Origin of the sequence: Chroococcidiopsis sp. CCNUC1 (assembly GCF_023546805.1) — a bacterium.
In the GTDB taxonomy this organism is placed as follows: domain Bacteria; phylum Cyanobacteriota; class Cyanobacteriia; order Cyanobacteriales; family Chroococcidiopsidaceae; genus Chroococcidiopsis; species Chroococcidiopsis thermalis.
In genome coordinates, this window is record NZ_CP097480.1 from 3,716,685 (window position 1) to 3,732,159 (window position 15,475).

The following is a 15,475-nucleotide window of genomic DNA, read 5'->3' on the forward strand; positions in this document are numbered from 1 at the left end:
TATTACTCCTAACGGTAATGGAGCTTTTGAGTAGAGGGGACAAGGAGGACAAGGAGGACAAGGAGGACAAGGAGGACAAGGGGGACAAGGAAGCAGTTACGAATGATCGATGACCAATGACTAATGATTAACCCAACTATACGAATAGTCTTTGTCCTCAAATTTAAGAGCGTGCTGTGTCAACTTCAGCGGACGAAAGGTATCGATCATCACAGCGAGTTCGTCAGTCCGTTCTTTTCCAATTGACCCCTCGTACATGCCTGGGTGAGGACCGTGGGGAATACCCCTGGGATGAACGGTAATCGATGCCCGTTCAATTCCTTTACGCGACATAAATTTCCCTTCAACGTAGTAAATTACCTCATCTGAATCGACGTTGGAATGGTTGTATGGAGCCGGAATTGCTAAAGGGTGATAATCAAACAGACGTGGTACAAAGGAACACAAAACAAATCCGGGGGCTTCAAATGTTTGATGTACTGGAGGCGGTTGGTGAACCCGACCTGTAATTGGCTCAAAGTCTTCGATGTTGAAGGCAAAGGGCCAAAGATGCCCATCCCATCCCACAACATCTAAGGGATGATGGTGGTAGAGATAGCTAGTAATCTGGTTTCCAGCTTTGACTCGAACCTCAAATTCTCCTTCCTCATCGTGGACGATTAGTTGGTTTGGCGGACGAATATCGCGCTCGCAGTAGGGGGAGTGTTCGAGAAATTGACCGTAGCGATTGAGATAACGTGCTGGTGGCTCGATGTGTCCGTAAGCTTCTACAACCAACATGCGCTGCTCGACTGCTGCATCAGGGAGGATACGCCAAAGAACTCCCGTGGGAATTACCAAGTAATCGCCACGTCGGTAGAAGAGATTGCCAAACTGAGTTTCTAGTATGCCGCTCCCGTCATGGATGAAAATGACTTCATCGCCGCAGGCGAACCGATACCAATAGTGCATGGGTCGTGTCGGGCAAGCGACTGATATGCAAATCTCTGAATTTGCCATCAAGGGGATGCGCGATTCCACCGCATCGCCTTTCGCTGTCATATTTGCCGTGCGTAGGTGGCGGTGATGCAAGGGGCTTTGGTCTTCGTAGGGAATTTCTACGTTGCCCTCGATCCAAATTTTCTGAATTTGCGTGGGTGGATGCAGGTGGTAGAGCAAAGATTGCACGCCTGAGAAGCCACGAAGCCCGATCGATTCTTCGTGATACAGAGAGCCATTTAGTTGACGAAATTGAGTGTGTCGTTTGTGAGGAATGTTCCCCAAATAGTAGTAATAAGTCATGGTTTCACACCGTGGCGATCGCCAAATTGCCTCTCAACGTTTGCTCGCGTTCGATCGCGACAAACAAGGATTTGAAATTCCCCTCACCGAAGCCTTGCGCTCCGTGTCGCTCAATGACCTCAAAGAACAGCGTCGGTCGGTCTTGTACTGGCTGGGTAAAAATTTGGAATAAATACCCATCTTCTTCTCGATCTACTAAGATGCCCAACTCGGCTAGCCGCTCGATTGGCTCCTCGATTTTTCCTACTCGCTCCTCTAAGTTTTCGTAGTACGTTTTTGGTGTCGAGAGAAACTCAACTCCTGCTGCCCGCATCTGAGTGACTGTCTCGACGATGCTGTCGGTCGCGCAGGCAACGTGTTGAATTCCGGCTCCGTGGTAATATTCCAAGTACTCTTCAATTTGAGATTTACCCTTGCCTAAAGCTGGTTCGTTAATGGGTAATTTAATCGTACCCGTGCTGTCCTGCATTACTTTGGACATTAAGGCTGAGTACTCAGTAGAAATAGCGCGATCGTCAAAATGTATTAATAGGTTAAAGCCCATCGTCTCAGCAAAAAACTGCGTCCACCTCTCCATTGCCCCTAGTTCTACATTTGCAACTACGTGGTCGATGGTTTTCAGTCCCACTCCTTTGCGGTTGGCATGTAGATTCCGAGGTTCAAAACCAGGAGCAAAAACACCTGCATAATTACTGCGATCGACGAACTCGATTAAGGTATCGCCATAAGCATGAATCGCACTGTAGCGTAACACTCCATAATTATCTTGTGCTTCCGTCGGGGCGATCGCTCCCACCGCACCTCGTCGAGTTGTTTCTTGATAGGCGCTAACAACATCAGGGACTTCTAAAGCAATAATGGCAATTCCGTCGCCGTGTTTGAGTACGCTTTTAGAGATGGGATGTTCTGGATGCAGTCCCGTACTCAAAACAAAGCGAATATCTCCTTGCTCTAGTACGTATGAGGCAGTGGCGCGACTATTAGTCTCTAGTCCTCGATAGGCAGCGATCGTGAATCCAAAACACTTGGAATAAAACAGTGCTGCCTGCCTTGCGTTCCCAACATAGAACTCAAGGTGGTCAAATCGCTTAATCGGGCAAAAATCGCTCATTGGGATTTCTCCTTTGAAGAAGCTTGTCCAATTGCCCAACCTGCGACTGAATCTCATCAGACAATTGGAGCGATTGAAACGCAGACACTTCTAACTCTTTATTTGCGTTACCGAGGCAGCACAATCTGACACGAACGCTACCGCACTACCTTTTGCGTCACATTTGTGTGAGACCGTTGTTGTTCAGGAGCTGAAGTTGTCTTTTAATTTGATATTCGAGTTGTTGTTAACCAAAAGACTCTAATAAAATTATAAAACTTATTTTTTAGCTCCATATAGCATGAATTGTGAACTAGTAAACTTGGTTGGGTTTATGTATTTTATTTATCTATCTTTAGGTGTAATTCTTTAAGCGTAACCGAGCAGTCCACCCAAGAGATAGAGTGACAATTAGGCGGTAGTGTTCTAAGCCAGCGGGAGTTGAATTTGAAAAGTGGAACCCTGCCCAGAAACGCTTTTGACGTTAATTTCACCGCCGTGAGCGCGAACGATCTGTTGGGCGATCGCTAACCCCAATCCAAAACCGCCTGTTTTACGCGCTCGCTTAGAATCGACACGATAAAAGCGATCGAAAATCCGAGGTAAATCCGATTGGGGAATGCCAATGCCGCTATCCTCAACTTGAATTACAGCTTGATGAAAACGGGTAAAAAGTCGTAATTGCACGCTCCCGCCAGCTGGCGTGTACTTAAAAGCGTTACTCAACAAATTTACAACTGCTTGTTGCAGTAAGTCTGAGTCGATTTTCACCTTGACTGTATGTTGAGGTAATTTGATGGCAAAATTTACATTTTGGGTTGTGGTTTGGGTTGCGATCTGAGAAGTATAATTATCTGCTAATTCTTTTAGCCAGCTTGTCAAGTCAACCTCTACCAAAGACTGAGTCGTTAATTGCCCTTCATGCCTTGCGAGAAATAGCAACTGACCGATCAAAGCCTCCATCGACTTCGCCACTTTGACAATCTTCTCAAATCGCAGCCGCTGTTGTGAAGGATCGCTCGATTTGGAAATCACTCCAACTTGAGCATTGCTCATCACTGCTGCTAGTGGCGCTCGTAATTCGTGGGAAGCATCAGACGTAAAGCGTTGGAGTTGGTCGTAGCTGTCTCGAATCGGTTGCATTGCTAACCCTGCCAGCAGCCAACCAGCTAAGCCGACAATTCCTATAGTCACTGGTACTATCAGCAATAAAACTAATCGTAATTGGGCTAGCTCTTGCTGTGTAGGTGCGAGTGGAATGGCGACTTGCAGATAACCAATTAACAACTCGCTTTGGTAAACAGGCAAAGTCACTTGGCGCAGCCAGACAGAAGTAGGTGCTGTCTGGGTGTCGTTGTTAACAGTTTCTAACGTGGAAAATCCAGGCGATACAGTTAGCTCAGATGGGGGTGTCGTACCGAAAAATTGTACGAGTTGCCTTTGAGAGTTGTACCACCGCGCGTAGACAACATCCGTCCCAATGGGTGGGGTGTTAGTCCCTACCAGCGGTACATTTTCTAAATTTACTTGCTTTGTCAGCCAGTTATACTCGGCGTTCACCGCCATGACGCTAGTTTTTTTGTAAAGTAGGCGATCGAGATCCTCCAACTCATCTAAGATCGTCAGGTAGTAGATTACCCCTGCAAACGCGACTAAAATACCACCCATCGTCACGGTAAACCACAGAGCAATATTAATACGACTACGAGCAAACCTGCGGTTAAACATGAACAGTGGTAGTTGGTAATTGGTAGTTGTTAATTGGTGAGCGGTTAACGATCCGAAACAGTTTTAACTTACGACTTAGGACTTACGACTTGCTCAACGGTAGGTTTAAAGCGATAACCCATACCATATATGGTTTCAATCCAGTCGGCGGCATTGACTAATTGCAGGCGTTGACGCAGCCGTCGTATCAGTGCAGTCACGGCGTTGCTTTCAGGCTCAGAACCCCATTCCCATAATGCTTGTTCGATTTGGTCGCGGCTGAGAACGTGGTTAGGATGACGCAGAAAATACTCTAGTAAATGAAATTCCCTTGGAGCCAATTCTATAGCAATTCCATCTCGTTCCAAAACTAGGGTGTCAAGATGAAGTTGTAAATCTACCAGCCGCAGAATATCTCCCTGCCACATGGGCGATCGCCTCCCCAATGCCCGCACTCGTGCCAAAAGTTCTAAAATATCTATCGGTTTAACCAGATAATCGTCCGCCCCTGCATCTAAGCCCGTAATTTTATCTGGGGTCGTATCTTTAGCCGTCAACATCAGTACGGGGGACGTTTTGCCCGTTTGTCGATACTGACGACAGAGCGATACCCCACTTACTTCTGGCAGCATCCAGTCTAAAATCAATAAGTCGTAATCTTTTTGAGACAGCAGCCATTGTGCCATTGCCCCATCATCAACACCATCGACAATATGTCCGGCTTCAGTCAAGGCAGTTTGCAGTGGTTCTAACTGTTCGCTGTCGTCTTCCACCAATAAAATTCTCATAATCCCAGCCTGCGATCGCGTGTTCTGGAGTTAACTATTTTCTGATTATCTTTAAACTAGGAAATATCAACCGATTGGCATATCCCCCACCAGTGAGATTCTCAGATTGACCCTTTGGGAAAAACTCGCTCCAAAATCGCTCCTTTGAAGTACCAGTTCCAATCCCTATCTATGTTCCATTGGTTGCTAAAATTGCCTGCTTTACCGCTGAAGTTTCTGCTACCTTTACCATTACTCTTAGCTGCTTTTGGACTGTTTGGCGAGCCACTCACAAATCGAGTGTTAAGTCTTTCCTTCGTGGGACTAGATAAGCTACAAGCTGAAAATTCCCATCTCCAAGTACAGTTACTAGTAAAAGCAATAGTGGTTAAAGCTGAGATCGAGAGAGAGTTAGAGTTTACTGAAGTTGAGATTGAGATTACCAAATCGCCAGTGAAAAAGTTACGATTTGAGTTTCCCAATGTTAATGCGATCGCTTTACAAACTATACTTGCTCGCGAATTAAACCTTGCTTCTGGAGGCAGAGAATTACAATCCGGTATGCAAATTTAGGGGCAATTTAAATTTAATATCCAAGGAATATTAGCCCAGGTAGCTTTTTTCAATTACTGATAACTTTGTAAAGAGGTTACATGTAACCTCTTTACACTACTCACTACTCACTCTCTACTGATAACTGATAGCCTCTACTAAAGCTATGGAAGTAAAAATTCTTGGGACTGCCGCAGGTGGGGGACTGCCGCAGTGGAACTGTAACTGTCCTAATTGCCAAGCAGTCCGCGCCTCTAGTGCAGGTGTATGCTGGCTCAATCAGTCCTCAATTGCAGTACGGGCAAATAACCAACCTTGGTTTTTAGTCAATGCTTCCCCAGACGTGCGCCAGCAACTTGAGTTATTGCGGGACGGCAAACCAGTTTCCATCCGCTCTAGCCCGATCGCTGGGATTCTGCTCACAGATGCAGAAATTGACCACACCACAGGGTTGATTTTGTTGCGGGAATCTTCCGAACCACTGCGTGTTTACGGCACTGATACAGTTCGTATAGCACTGACGGAAGGGTTTCCATTACTATCGACTTTAGCAGGCTATTGCGGGGTAAAATGGTCGTTACTCGAACCTGGCATACCGATAAACCTGGGACTGGATGCAGCAAATCAACTAGAAGTAGAGGCGTTTCCTCTGGCTGCCAAACCACCAAAATACATGCGTCACAAGGCTGTAGCAGATGAAGTGTGGGTTGTAGGTTTTACGTTTCGCGCCAGTGGCAAAGTGATGACATATGCCCCAGGTTTAGCTCAGTTAGATGAGACCGTATTAGAACGGTTTGAATCTAGCGATTGCATTCTGATTGATGGGACGTGTTGGCAAGATGACGAGTTGGTAAGTTTGGGCATTGCCAATCGCAAAGCACGGGAGATGGGACACCTACCTCTTTCAGGAGCGGAAGGCAGCATTCAGCATCTCGCGCAACTACGCCACCCGCGCAAAATTTTGGTTCATATCAACAATACCAATCCAATTCTCATGGCTAATTCTCAGGAGCGGCAAGTTGTCGAGAAAGCAGGTATTGAAGTGGGTGATGACGGTTTGACAATTGAGCTATAAGATCCCATCAGGAGAAAGAGAGCCGTGCCGGAATTGATGCAGTCAGAACAAAAAGCGTGGACGCAGGCAGAATTAGAAGCGGTACTGCGATCGCAGCACCAACGTTACCACCACTTACACCCCTTCCACGTCCGCATGAATCATGGAGATTTGACACCCCAAGAGGTGCGTCGTTGGGTGGCAAATAGATTTTACTATCAAAAAAGCATTCCACTCAAAGATGCTGCTATCCTATCCAACTGTCCCATTTTAGAAGTGCGACGGCAATGGATCGATCGCATCATCGATCACGACGGACGCAGTCAGGGCGAAGGCGGAATTGAAGCGTGGCTAAAATTAGGTGAAGCAGTTGGTTTGTCCCGCCAAGAGTTGTTAGACGAGCAACACGTCATCCCAGGAGTACGATTTGCTGTCGATGCTTACGTCAATTTTTGTCGCACTCGACCTTGGATTGAGGCTGTCGCTGCTTCACTGACAGAATTATTTGGTCCAGATGCGATCCGAGTGCGCTTGGTTGCCCTAGAACAACATTATCCCTGGATCGATCCTACCGGATTCGATTATTTTAGGAAGCGACTGGAGCAAGCACCGCGAGATGCCCGATATGCTTTAGATTTAGTCTTGAAGTATTGTCGCAGCCGCGAATCTCAAGAACGAGCAGTTCAAGCCCTAGCGTTCAAGTGCGATCTACTCTGGAGCCAGTTAGAAGCGATCGAACGAGGTGAAACGCGACTAAATAGGTAATTGGTAATTGGTAATTGACTGTTATTCTCCTCTGCTTTAGAAGAGGTATTAGAACAGCCTCTGACTTTGGTACATCGCTTGTCGGCGACAGGAGCTACTTTTTAGAAACAAAGCACCTTCACTGGGTGTTTTGTAGTAGCGATAAATTGCGATCGCCTGCTAGAATCGTCAGCATTGAATTGAGTCGTTTGCAACATATTTATACGGGTTGTCTTGACACATTCTTGTCATATTTATACCTCAGAATAGAAACATCTAAAGAGTTCGGAAGTTGAACTAATCCAATGTTAAAGTTGTTGCATTTGAGTGCTGCGATCGCTGCTATTCTTGGCGCTCAGATTAGTAGCAGCAGTTTGCCTATTGCCGCTCAAACCGTTACCAGAGAAGTTGAGCCAAGTCACCGTGAATTTTTGACGGCACAAATATACCGATCGAACCCCAGGAACGAAGAAGGAATAGATCCTAACCTGATGCTAGCTTTAGCAGGCTTGGCAGGTGGCGCTGCGGCGATCGCCTTAGCCGCTAGAAACAACGGACACTTCAAATCTCCAGCGACATCGCGTCCTGTTGCTGTAGGAGGTTCCGTTCGCGTCGAGCAAGGTAGCCGTCATCTTCAGAAAAGATTAATGAGTCTGCTGCATGACGAAAGAGAAACAGCCAACCGCCTTTTATCTCAAGCTCAAAAGAAAAACCCGCACCAGTCAGTTGATTGGTACATGGAAAAGGTGATCTACGACCTCAAACGCGATCGCGGCGGCTATTAAAGGAGATGTAAGAGCGCACAGTTGTGCGCTCTTACACAACACCATAGTTCCTCAGATAGACTTGCAATTTGTGAGAAATTGAAACAATAGGGAGGGTAACTCTAATTTAAAAGTCATAAACACTATGAGCTTTAGTTTTTTTGACCTATTCTGGGTTTTTCTCTTCTTTTCTTCGCTGCAACCAGTATGGCAGCGTCGTCAGATGGAATTTCGTCGCGTCAAAACTATCCAAGAATTTGAACGGGGTCGCAATAGTCGTACGATCCTGCTGATTCACCGTCAAGAGTCAATTAGCTTGTTGGGAATTCCCCTTTCTCGTTACATCACGATTGAAGACTCAGAACAAGTCTTGAGAGCAATTCGCCTCACTCCACCTAATGTCCCCATCGATTTAATTCTGCATACTCCTGGGGGTTTAGTCTTAGCAACCGAGCAAATTGCTAGAGCCTTAATTCGCCATCCAGCTAAAGTAACGGTGTTTGTCCCCCACTATGCTATGAGTGGTGGCACGATGCTAGCACTAGCAGCTGATGAAATTGTGATGGATGCTAACGCTGTTTTGGGACCAGTCGATCCGCAGTTAGGCAACTTTCCCGCTGCAAGTATTCTCAAAGTAGTGGAAGATAAGCCTATCGGCGATGTAGACGATCAAACCCTAATTATGGCTGATTTGTCGCGTAAAGCGATCGCTCAAGTTCAGCGCTTTGTCCGCACGTTGTTAAAAGACGATATTCCCAAACAGAAAATCTCGCCGGAAAATATTGAAAAGATTGTCGAGACGCTAACGACGGGACAAGTCACTCACGACTACCCTATCACCGTAGAAGAAGCGACAGAACTGGGACTGCCAATTACAGTAGGATTGCCAAGATCGATCTACGACCTGATGGAATTGTATCCTCAACCGCAGGGAGGTCGTCCCAGCGTCCAGTATATCCCGATGCCATATGGCGATCGCCGTCCGAGATTACCCGAACCCAAGGGTAGACCGTTACCAGATCCGATGGAACCATAATTCTTGTAGAGACGTTACGTGTAACGTCTCTATAGAAGCATCTAACAAAACAAAACTGAAAATAAAAGCAGGGTTTTTCTTCCCCTGCTGTTAACTTATGGTTGTGAGATTTTGGTTACGCAGCTTTCCTGAAATCGTCTTCATCTATATCGTGAATTCTCTTAACTTGAGAATCATATTTTTTAGGAGATCGTTCTGACATTTTAATATTCTGTTGATGGAGTTGATGAAGCATATAGATTTTATCAACTAGCTTGGATTTGTCGATTCTATGGCTACCTCTCATAAGTTCCTCCTGTTGTCTTTGTTTGCATGAAATCAAAATATAGACAAAGAAAGTGACTTATTCGAGACAACAAAGTGACAATTTAGAGACAAATAACAGGTAAAAAGAAGCTGTTTGTCAGTCAACCTAGCAAAGGCGATCGCGGAGATTAGATTGAGATACCAGAGTAATTACCGTCACCTCTGGGGGACACAAAAATCGACCGGGGGCATAAGTTCCTAAGCCGCGATTGACGTACATTTGGTTCTCACCAACTTGGTGAAAACCCTGCGCCCATTCCCAGTGACGCACGACTTTAGCGCACTCAGCTTGCATAAATGGCATCCAACGCCGCATATTTTTAGGCAGACTGCGGCGCAAATCTTGATACCAGGTAATAGCGGGACCAATACCAGGTAAGGCAAACTGACCCCCATGAGTGTGACCGGATAATTGTAAATCGACGCGCCATTTTTTTAACGGTACGGCTGTGTCTGGATTGTGAGATAAGACAATTCGAGGGATTTGCGGGTCTAGCTGTTTCATCACTGATTTAGCATCAAACTCCCGCGACCAATAATCAGCTAGTCCAACTAAAGGTAATTTTTTCCCAAATGGGTAAGCAATTTCATTCCACAACACACAAATACCCACGCTTGTCAAGGCTTTAGTTACTTCGGCTTTGGAATGGGGGTAATGGATATCGTGATTGCCCAGGCTAGCATAAACTCCATAGCGACTTTGCAGGTGCTTGAGTCGCAAGACTAACTGATGGATGGGGCTGGGATCGTCGGTCACATAATCGCCAGTTAAAACGATCAGATCGGGATCGGCTTCGTTCGTAGCCGCGATCGCCTGCTTTAACATCTCTTCTGAGAGCTTAACACCGTCGTAATGCAGATCGGACAGTTGCACTATCTTCGTCCCTACCAAAGATGCAGGTAAGTCGGCGATCGCTACCGTCAGTTTCTCTACACTCAAAGATCCAGTCAATAGCCAGTGCATACAAGCTTGGGTTCACTCCTCAAACAGCGCGATTATAGCTTAGCCGAAGCGACGGATGACGCGAAATATACTGGATAACATCTGCTGCAATCTGTGGTTTTGTTCGTAATTTTGGCGAGTTTGAGCAAAAGCTGCCTTACTATTCACTTCTGATAAGGTGGGATAGATGTGAATTCCACTCAGAGCAGATAGTTTTAGATTATGCGACATTGCCAATATAATCTCATGAATAAGTTCGCCCGCCGCTGCACCAACTAAATGAGCGCCGAGTATTTGCCCGTTACGTTTGGTAATAATCTTAGCAAATCCGGCTGTCGTTCCGTCAGCTTGAGCGCGATCCACATCTGCATATTCTTGTTTGACAACTCGAATATCGTTACCATACTTTTCCCTGGCTTCTTGTTCCATCAATCCCACCCTTGCTAATTCTGGCTCGGTAAACGTTGCCCAAGGAATGACGCGATCGCTGACTTTAAATATTGGTAAAAACAAAGCATTTTTGAGAACGATATTTGCTTGATAACTAGCAACGTGGGTGAATTGATAACCGCCCAAAACATCCCCACAAGCGTAGATATGGGGATTGGAAGTTTGCAGTTTAGGATTGACTTCAATTCCCTTTTTACCTACTTTTACGCCTGCTGCATCTAAGTTCAAAGATTCTACGTTTGGCGATCGTCCGGCTGCAACTAAAATTTGGTCGGCAACGATCTTTTCTTTTCCTGCCCAAATATATTTTTTACCATCTACAACTTCGATTTTTTCCGCTTTGGTATTGAGGAGAAAATTAATACCTTCAGATTTAAATTGTTGGTGGATAACTTCAACTGCTTCTGGATCTTCCTTGGGAAGGAGACGATCGCGGCTAGCAATAATGGTAACTTTCGATCCTAATCGAGAAAATGCTTGTCCTAACTCACAACCGATTGGTCCCCCACCAATAATTGCGAGTGTATCTGGACGTTCGGTAATTTCAAACACTTCTTCGTTAGTAATAAATCCCGCTTCCTTCAGTCCTGGTATTGGTAGCGTGGCGGGACGAGAACCTGTAGCGATGACAAAACTTCTGGCTTTGAGGCGGCGGTTATTAACTTCAAACGTTTTCTTGTCAACGAACTTACCATCACCAAAAATCACTTCTACACCCAAACCCTCAAACCTTTCTGGCGAATCGTGAGGTTCGATGGTAGTAATTGTATTTTGGACGTGCGCGATCGCTTTAGCAAAATCAATTTGCGGATCGTTACAGTAGATCCCAAATCTTCCCGCCTGTTTCACCTCATAAGCCACGCGAGAAGCGCGGATCAAAGACTTACTAGGGACGCAACCATACCAAAGACAATCACCACCCAGCCGATGCTTTTCAACTAACGCTACCTTCGCCTTAAGTGCAGCGGCGACACCAGCCACCACCAAACCACCCGAACCGCCACCAATAACCACAAGATCGTATTCCACAGCCATGACAAGTACCTTTAGGAGAAAGCGCGATCGCTTCTTTCCCTATCATGACAGCCTGCTACTAGAGTCGCCAAACTTATTGAATCACATCAACAGCTACTTTTTGCATTCTTCTTCGCGTCTTTGCGTCTTTGCGTGACATCAACCGGAGAATATAACTAAGTAAGAGGCAATGAAACAACCCTCCCTTAATCTAGTATTAGAGAGATACGATCGCACCCCCTATTTCCATTAAAAATAACAAACAGCTCATTAACTATCACTTTGCAGCATCGAACTTAACTCCAACGCCAACCACCGCTGAAATAGCCGTTCTAAAATTTCTTGAAATCTTTCCGAAGTTAACTGAGCTGAAAAAAATTCTTCTACTAATAGTAAACAATAACCTGTATCAGTTTGCAGAGGACCGAGCGCCTGTCCCACAGCACCACTAAAGACGATCGCTGCTATATCTGGTTGTAACTGAGACCGATAGATTCTCCCCTCATAACCGCATTGAAGTCGCCGTTGTTCGCTAATATCGTAGAAGTGTGCAGCTTCATAAAAGCTAATTTGACCCTCTTGCAATCGATATAAAATCTCTAATGCTTCAGCTGCACTAGACACGACAATTCGATAAAGTAAGACTCGTTCAAATTCACTTGGATGTTGGTTAAAGAATCGTTCTACTTCTATAGAAAAAAGACGTTGATTTAATTTTTCAGCCAACAGGCGATCGCGAATACTAGCTTCCCAAGTTTCTCGATCGAGCAGCCGATCTGTCAACCAAGTTAACAAATCGGCATCCATTTCTAAATCGCGATCGCGACGCTGGCGCTCTAACTCAGCTTGAATTTCCTCAGCTTCAACTGTTAAGCCTCTTTCCCGTGCCACACGTTCGATGATTCGGCGATATAAAATCTGCTGACAGACTTCCTTTAATTGCAAACTCTTTTGCAAGTAACTAACGATCTCAGCAAATTCTATAGGTAAACCAAAAAAATCAACGGACTGGGGTGCGGGATTCATAAATACAACCACTTGTCATCGTAATATTGAGTAAGTTAAGTGGTGACTATTAAGGCTTTTTAAGTAAGATAAAAGCTGCGTCTTAATACAAAAAATCTCATTATAATTTTCCAATTCGAGCTAACTAGTTGTCCCAAAACGATTGAAATAAATTAAATATATTTCGCATTCTAGAGCTACTAGAACGAGATCTACGTCTACCAGATCCACCAAAAAGCGGCATGGTAAACGCTAAAGTAATTTGCGATAATTTGTAACTCGTACGGCGAGAAATAGAACTGCCATCCGTAAACTTATCTTGAGCATCAGCGAAAGTGTCTATATCAGTTTTTTGAAAAAAGAAAGAACCAAAGAAATCTTCCCAGCCAAATCCACCCACTACAGCTTCTTGTTCCCGATCGGATAACTCATCTAACAGCCGATCGCTCTTATCTTCATTAGGTTCAGACATATTAATATCTACTCCACTTAAGGTAAGAAAAATCTTAAATTTTCGTCAGGTTTGTTACGCAAAACTGATAAAGAACCTTGAAGTTGTAACTTTCCTCGATCGAGTAGCACCACCCAATCAGCGCGATCGATCGCACTCGGACGATGGGTGATAATAATTGTAGTTTTGCCCTTACGGTAGTTTAACAATCGCTCCAGAACTTGAAATTCACTCACCGGATCGAGACCAGAGGTCGCTTCATCTAAGATAAGAATAGGTGGATCGCTGACAATAGCGCGGGCGATCGCTAATCTTTGTCGCTGTCCTCCAGATAAATTTGCGCCAAATTCCCCTAGAACTGTTTGATATTTATTAGGTAACTGACTGATAAAACTATCAGCATCCGCAATTTGACAAGCTTTAACAATTTGCTCGAACGGAAGGTGAGGATTTCCTAAACGGAAGTTTTCTAAAATTGAGCGACTCCAAAAATGAGGTTCTTGAGGAATCAATACGACTTGCTGACGCAGACAATCGATCGCGATATCTGACAGATTATACGTCCCAATCCGAATATTTCCTGATTGGGGTTCATATAAACCTGCAATTAATTTGGCTAAAGTACTTTTACCACATCCAGATTGACCGATCAAAGCAATAACTTGTCCGCCAGGAATCGTGACTGAAAAATCTTCTAGTAGATCGACTCTGCCGGCATGATGAAAGTAGAGATTCGTACACTCAATATCTGCATCTGGTAAGATTTCAGCAAAGGGTTTATGAATGTCTCCAACCGCTTCTGGAGTTGCATCAATTACTTCTAAAAGGCGATTGACTGCTGTTTGAGAACGAAAATATTCGTCTGTTAAACCAACTAGAGAGTTAATTAAACCAACAACATTAATCTGCATCGTATTAAACGCTAGCATTTGCCCGATGCTGAGTTCCTTATTAATTACTAAAATGCTACCGAATCCTAGTAAAGCGATGCCACCAAGACTACTTAACGTTTGAGTGAAAACACCGTTAATAATGCCAATTTTAATTGTACTAAAAGTCAAATGTGCTAAACGACCAAAACGACTTTGAAATTCATCCCAAAATTGGGGTGTAGCCGCTGTAGTCTTCATCACCATCGCGCCTTTAAAAGTTTCTACCAAAACACCCTGATTTTCTGCCGATAAAACGAGGAGACTGCGCGTTTTCTGCCGTAGAACTGGTAAAAACGGTAGCGTTGATAAAATCATAATTGTGGCGATCGCCATCACCGCCAAAGTTAGTTTCCAGCTATAAAACAGCATGAAGCCAAACGAAACTAGGGCAACAAAAAACTGGCTGGGTAGATAGGCAACAATTTGCGAGACCAACTGATTGATTTCAGTAATATCTCGCAAGCGACTGACAATTTCTCCACTACGGCGAGTTTCAAAATAATCTAAAGGTAGATGCAAAAGTTTGCGTCCAAATTCCAAGACTAATCCTAACTGCAACTTTTGACTAAAATGAGCAATCATTGTAGTTTGTAATAGTTGCATCGTACTGCTAAACAGAGTTGTAACTACCACAGCAGCTATAACAACACTTAGCAGTTGAACATCTCCCCGTACTAGAACATCATCTGTGAGAATTTGAATTAAAAATGGGCTAGCTAAGGCAAGTAAACCTAAGACAAGATTAATGCCCAAAGCCTCAATCAGTATGGCTCGATAAGGTAATATCCGTTGAAAAAAACGGATAAATCCGCCTAAAGAATCTTCTTCATCCCAATTATAAAAGCAGCTAGGATCGGGAGTTAGCAAAAGCATGATACCATTCCATGCTTTCATTAATTCTCGCCTGCTTAAGTAGCGAATACCCGCAGCTGGATCGGCAATGACGTAATTCTTACCCTGTCGCCCGTACAATACTACCCAGTGGTTGCCCTGCCAATGCACGATCGCTGGTAGAGGAACATCATTAATACGGTCTACCACCTCTCGCGAAGCTTTAACTGGTCGAGTATTGAAACCCAAGGACTCCGAACCACGCCTTAAGCCCAACATCGTCGTTCCCAACTGTCCAGTACTGACAGCTTCCCGCGAACGATTAATACTTAAAACCCGTCCGTGATGTCTGCAAATTGTAGCCAGACAAGCTGCCCCGCAATCTTCCTCGCTTGCCTGTAAGACACATGGATATTTTTTGTTAAACAGGCTAACCATAATGGGTAATTGGTAGTTGGTAGTTGGTAATTGGGAAGCCGTAAGTCGTAGGGGCGGGTTTTTTGAAGATCCCGATGAAAAAACAAACAGTACTACAATTAAACCCGCCC

Annotated in this window: 14 protein-coding genes; 5 read left to right on the forward strand and 9 right to left on the reverse strand. The window is 44.7% G+C overall.

Annotation, left to right across the window (positions count from 1 at the left end; translation table 11 throughout):
- Positions 1–120: 120 nt before the first annotated feature.
- The 4 genes from M5J74_RS17280 to rppA all read right to left on the reverse strand — a co-directional run bounded on the left by M5J74_RS17280 (position 121) and on the right by rppA (position 4,866).
- A complete protein-coding gene (locus tag M5J74_RS17280; protein ID WP_015155317.1) occupies positions 121–1,281 on the reverse strand; it encodes a homogentisate 1,2-dioxygenase in 1,161 nt (386 codons plus the stop codon).
- 4 nt (positions 1,282–1,285) lie between these two features.
- Positions 1,286–2,392, reverse strand: coding sequence for a 4-hydroxyphenylpyruvate dioxygenase (gene hppD / locus M5J74_RS17285; protein ID WP_015155318.1), 1,107 nt, complete (start codon positions 2,390–2,392; stop codon positions 1,286–1,288).
- A 405-nt stretch (positions 2,393–2,797) separates the two neighbouring features.
- Positions 2,798–4,099 (reverse strand): cell wall metabolism sensor histidine kinase WalK, encoded by a 1,302-nt coding sequence (locus M5J74_RS17290; protein ID WP_250012601.1) that lies wholly within the window; start codon positions 4,097–4,099, stop codon positions 2,798–2,800.
- Positions 4,100–4,167: 68 nt separating this feature from the next.
- Positions 4,168–4,866 (reverse strand): two-component system response regulator RppA, encoded by a 699-nt coding sequence (gene rppA, locus M5J74_RS17295; protein WP_015155320.1) that lies wholly within the window; start codon positions 4,864–4,866, stop codon positions 4,168–4,170.
- Between the two features lie 171 nt (positions 4,867–5,037).
- Between rppA and M5J74_RS17300 the strand changes: the two genes are divergently transcribed.
- The 5 genes from M5J74_RS17300 to M5J74_RS17320 all read left to right on the forward strand — a co-directional run bounded on the left by M5J74_RS17300 (position 5,038) and on the right by M5J74_RS17320 (position 8,995).
- Positions 5,038–5,418 (forward strand): hypothetical protein, encoded by a 381-nt coding sequence (locus M5J74_RS17300; protein ID WP_250012602.1) that lies wholly within the window; start codon positions 5,038–5,040, stop codon positions 5,416–5,418.
- A 145-nt stretch (positions 5,419–5,563) separates the two neighbouring features.
- The gene (pqqB, locus tag M5J74_RS17305) at positions 5,564–6,472 is read left to right on the forward strand and encodes a pyrroloquinoline quinone biosynthesis protein PqqB (RefSeq protein WP_106216919.1); all 909 of its coding nucleotides are present in this window, start codon (positions 5,564–5,566) and stop codon (positions 6,470–6,472) included.
- 36 nt (positions 6,473–6,508) lie between these two features.
- Positions 6,509–7,216: a pyrroloquinoline-quinone synthase PqqC gene (gene pqqC / locus M5J74_RS17310; RefSeq protein ID WP_106216918.1), complete on the forward strand. Its 708-nt coding sequence runs from the start codon at positions 6,509–6,511 to the stop codon at positions 7,214–7,216.
- Between the two features lie 284 nt (positions 7,217–7,500).
- Positions 7,501–7,980, forward strand: coding sequence for a hypothetical protein (locus M5J74_RS17315; RefSeq protein ID WP_250012604.1), 480 nt, complete (start codon positions 7,501–7,503; stop codon positions 7,978–7,980).
- A gap of 124 nt (positions 7,981–8,104) precedes the next feature.
- Positions 8,105–8,995 carry a hypothetical protein gene (locus M5J74_RS17320; RefSeq protein ID WP_015155325.1) on the forward strand — a complete coding sequence of 297 codons (891 nt, stop codon included), beginning with the start codon at positions 8,105–8,107 and terminating at the stop codon, positions 8,993–8,995.
- 412 nt (positions 8,996–9,407) lie between these two features.
- Here M5J74_RS17320 and M5J74_RS17325 read toward each other — a convergent pair whose 3' ends face one another.
- The 5 genes from M5J74_RS17325 to M5J74_RS17345 all read right to left on the reverse strand — a co-directional run bounded on the left by M5J74_RS17325 (position 9,408) and on the right by M5J74_RS17345 (position 15,365).
- Positions 9,408–10,265, reverse strand: a complete 858-nt coding sequence (locus M5J74_RS17325; protein WP_250012605.1) for a metallophosphoesterase — start codon at positions 10,263–10,265, stop codon at positions 9,408–9,410.
- 39 nt (positions 10,266–10,304) lie between these two features.
- Positions 10,305–11,729, reverse strand: a complete 1,425-nt coding sequence (locus tag M5J74_RS17330) for an NAD(P)/FAD-dependent oxidoreductase (protein ID WP_250012606.1) — start codon at positions 11,727–11,729, stop codon at positions 10,305–10,307.
- A 249-nt stretch (positions 11,730–11,978) separates the two neighbouring features.
- Positions 11,979–12,746: a peptidylprolyl isomerase gene (locus M5J74_RS17335; RefSeq protein ID WP_250012607.1), complete on the reverse strand. Its 768-nt coding sequence runs from the start codon at positions 12,744–12,746 to the stop codon at positions 11,979–11,981.
- Between the two features lie 112 nt (positions 12,747–12,858).
- Positions 12,859–13,185: a hypothetical protein gene (locus M5J74_RS17340; protein ID WP_106170498.1), complete on the reverse strand. Its 327-nt coding sequence runs from the start codon at positions 13,183–13,185 to the stop codon at positions 12,859–12,861.
- Between the two features lie 17 nt (positions 13,186–13,202).
- Positions 13,203–15,365 carry a peptidase domain-containing ABC transporter gene (locus M5J74_RS17345; protein WP_371934052.1) on the reverse strand — a complete coding sequence of 721 codons (2,163 nt, stop codon included), beginning with the start codon at positions 15,363–15,365 and terminating at the stop codon, positions 13,203–13,205.
- Positions 15,366–15,475 lie beyond the last annotated feature (110 nt).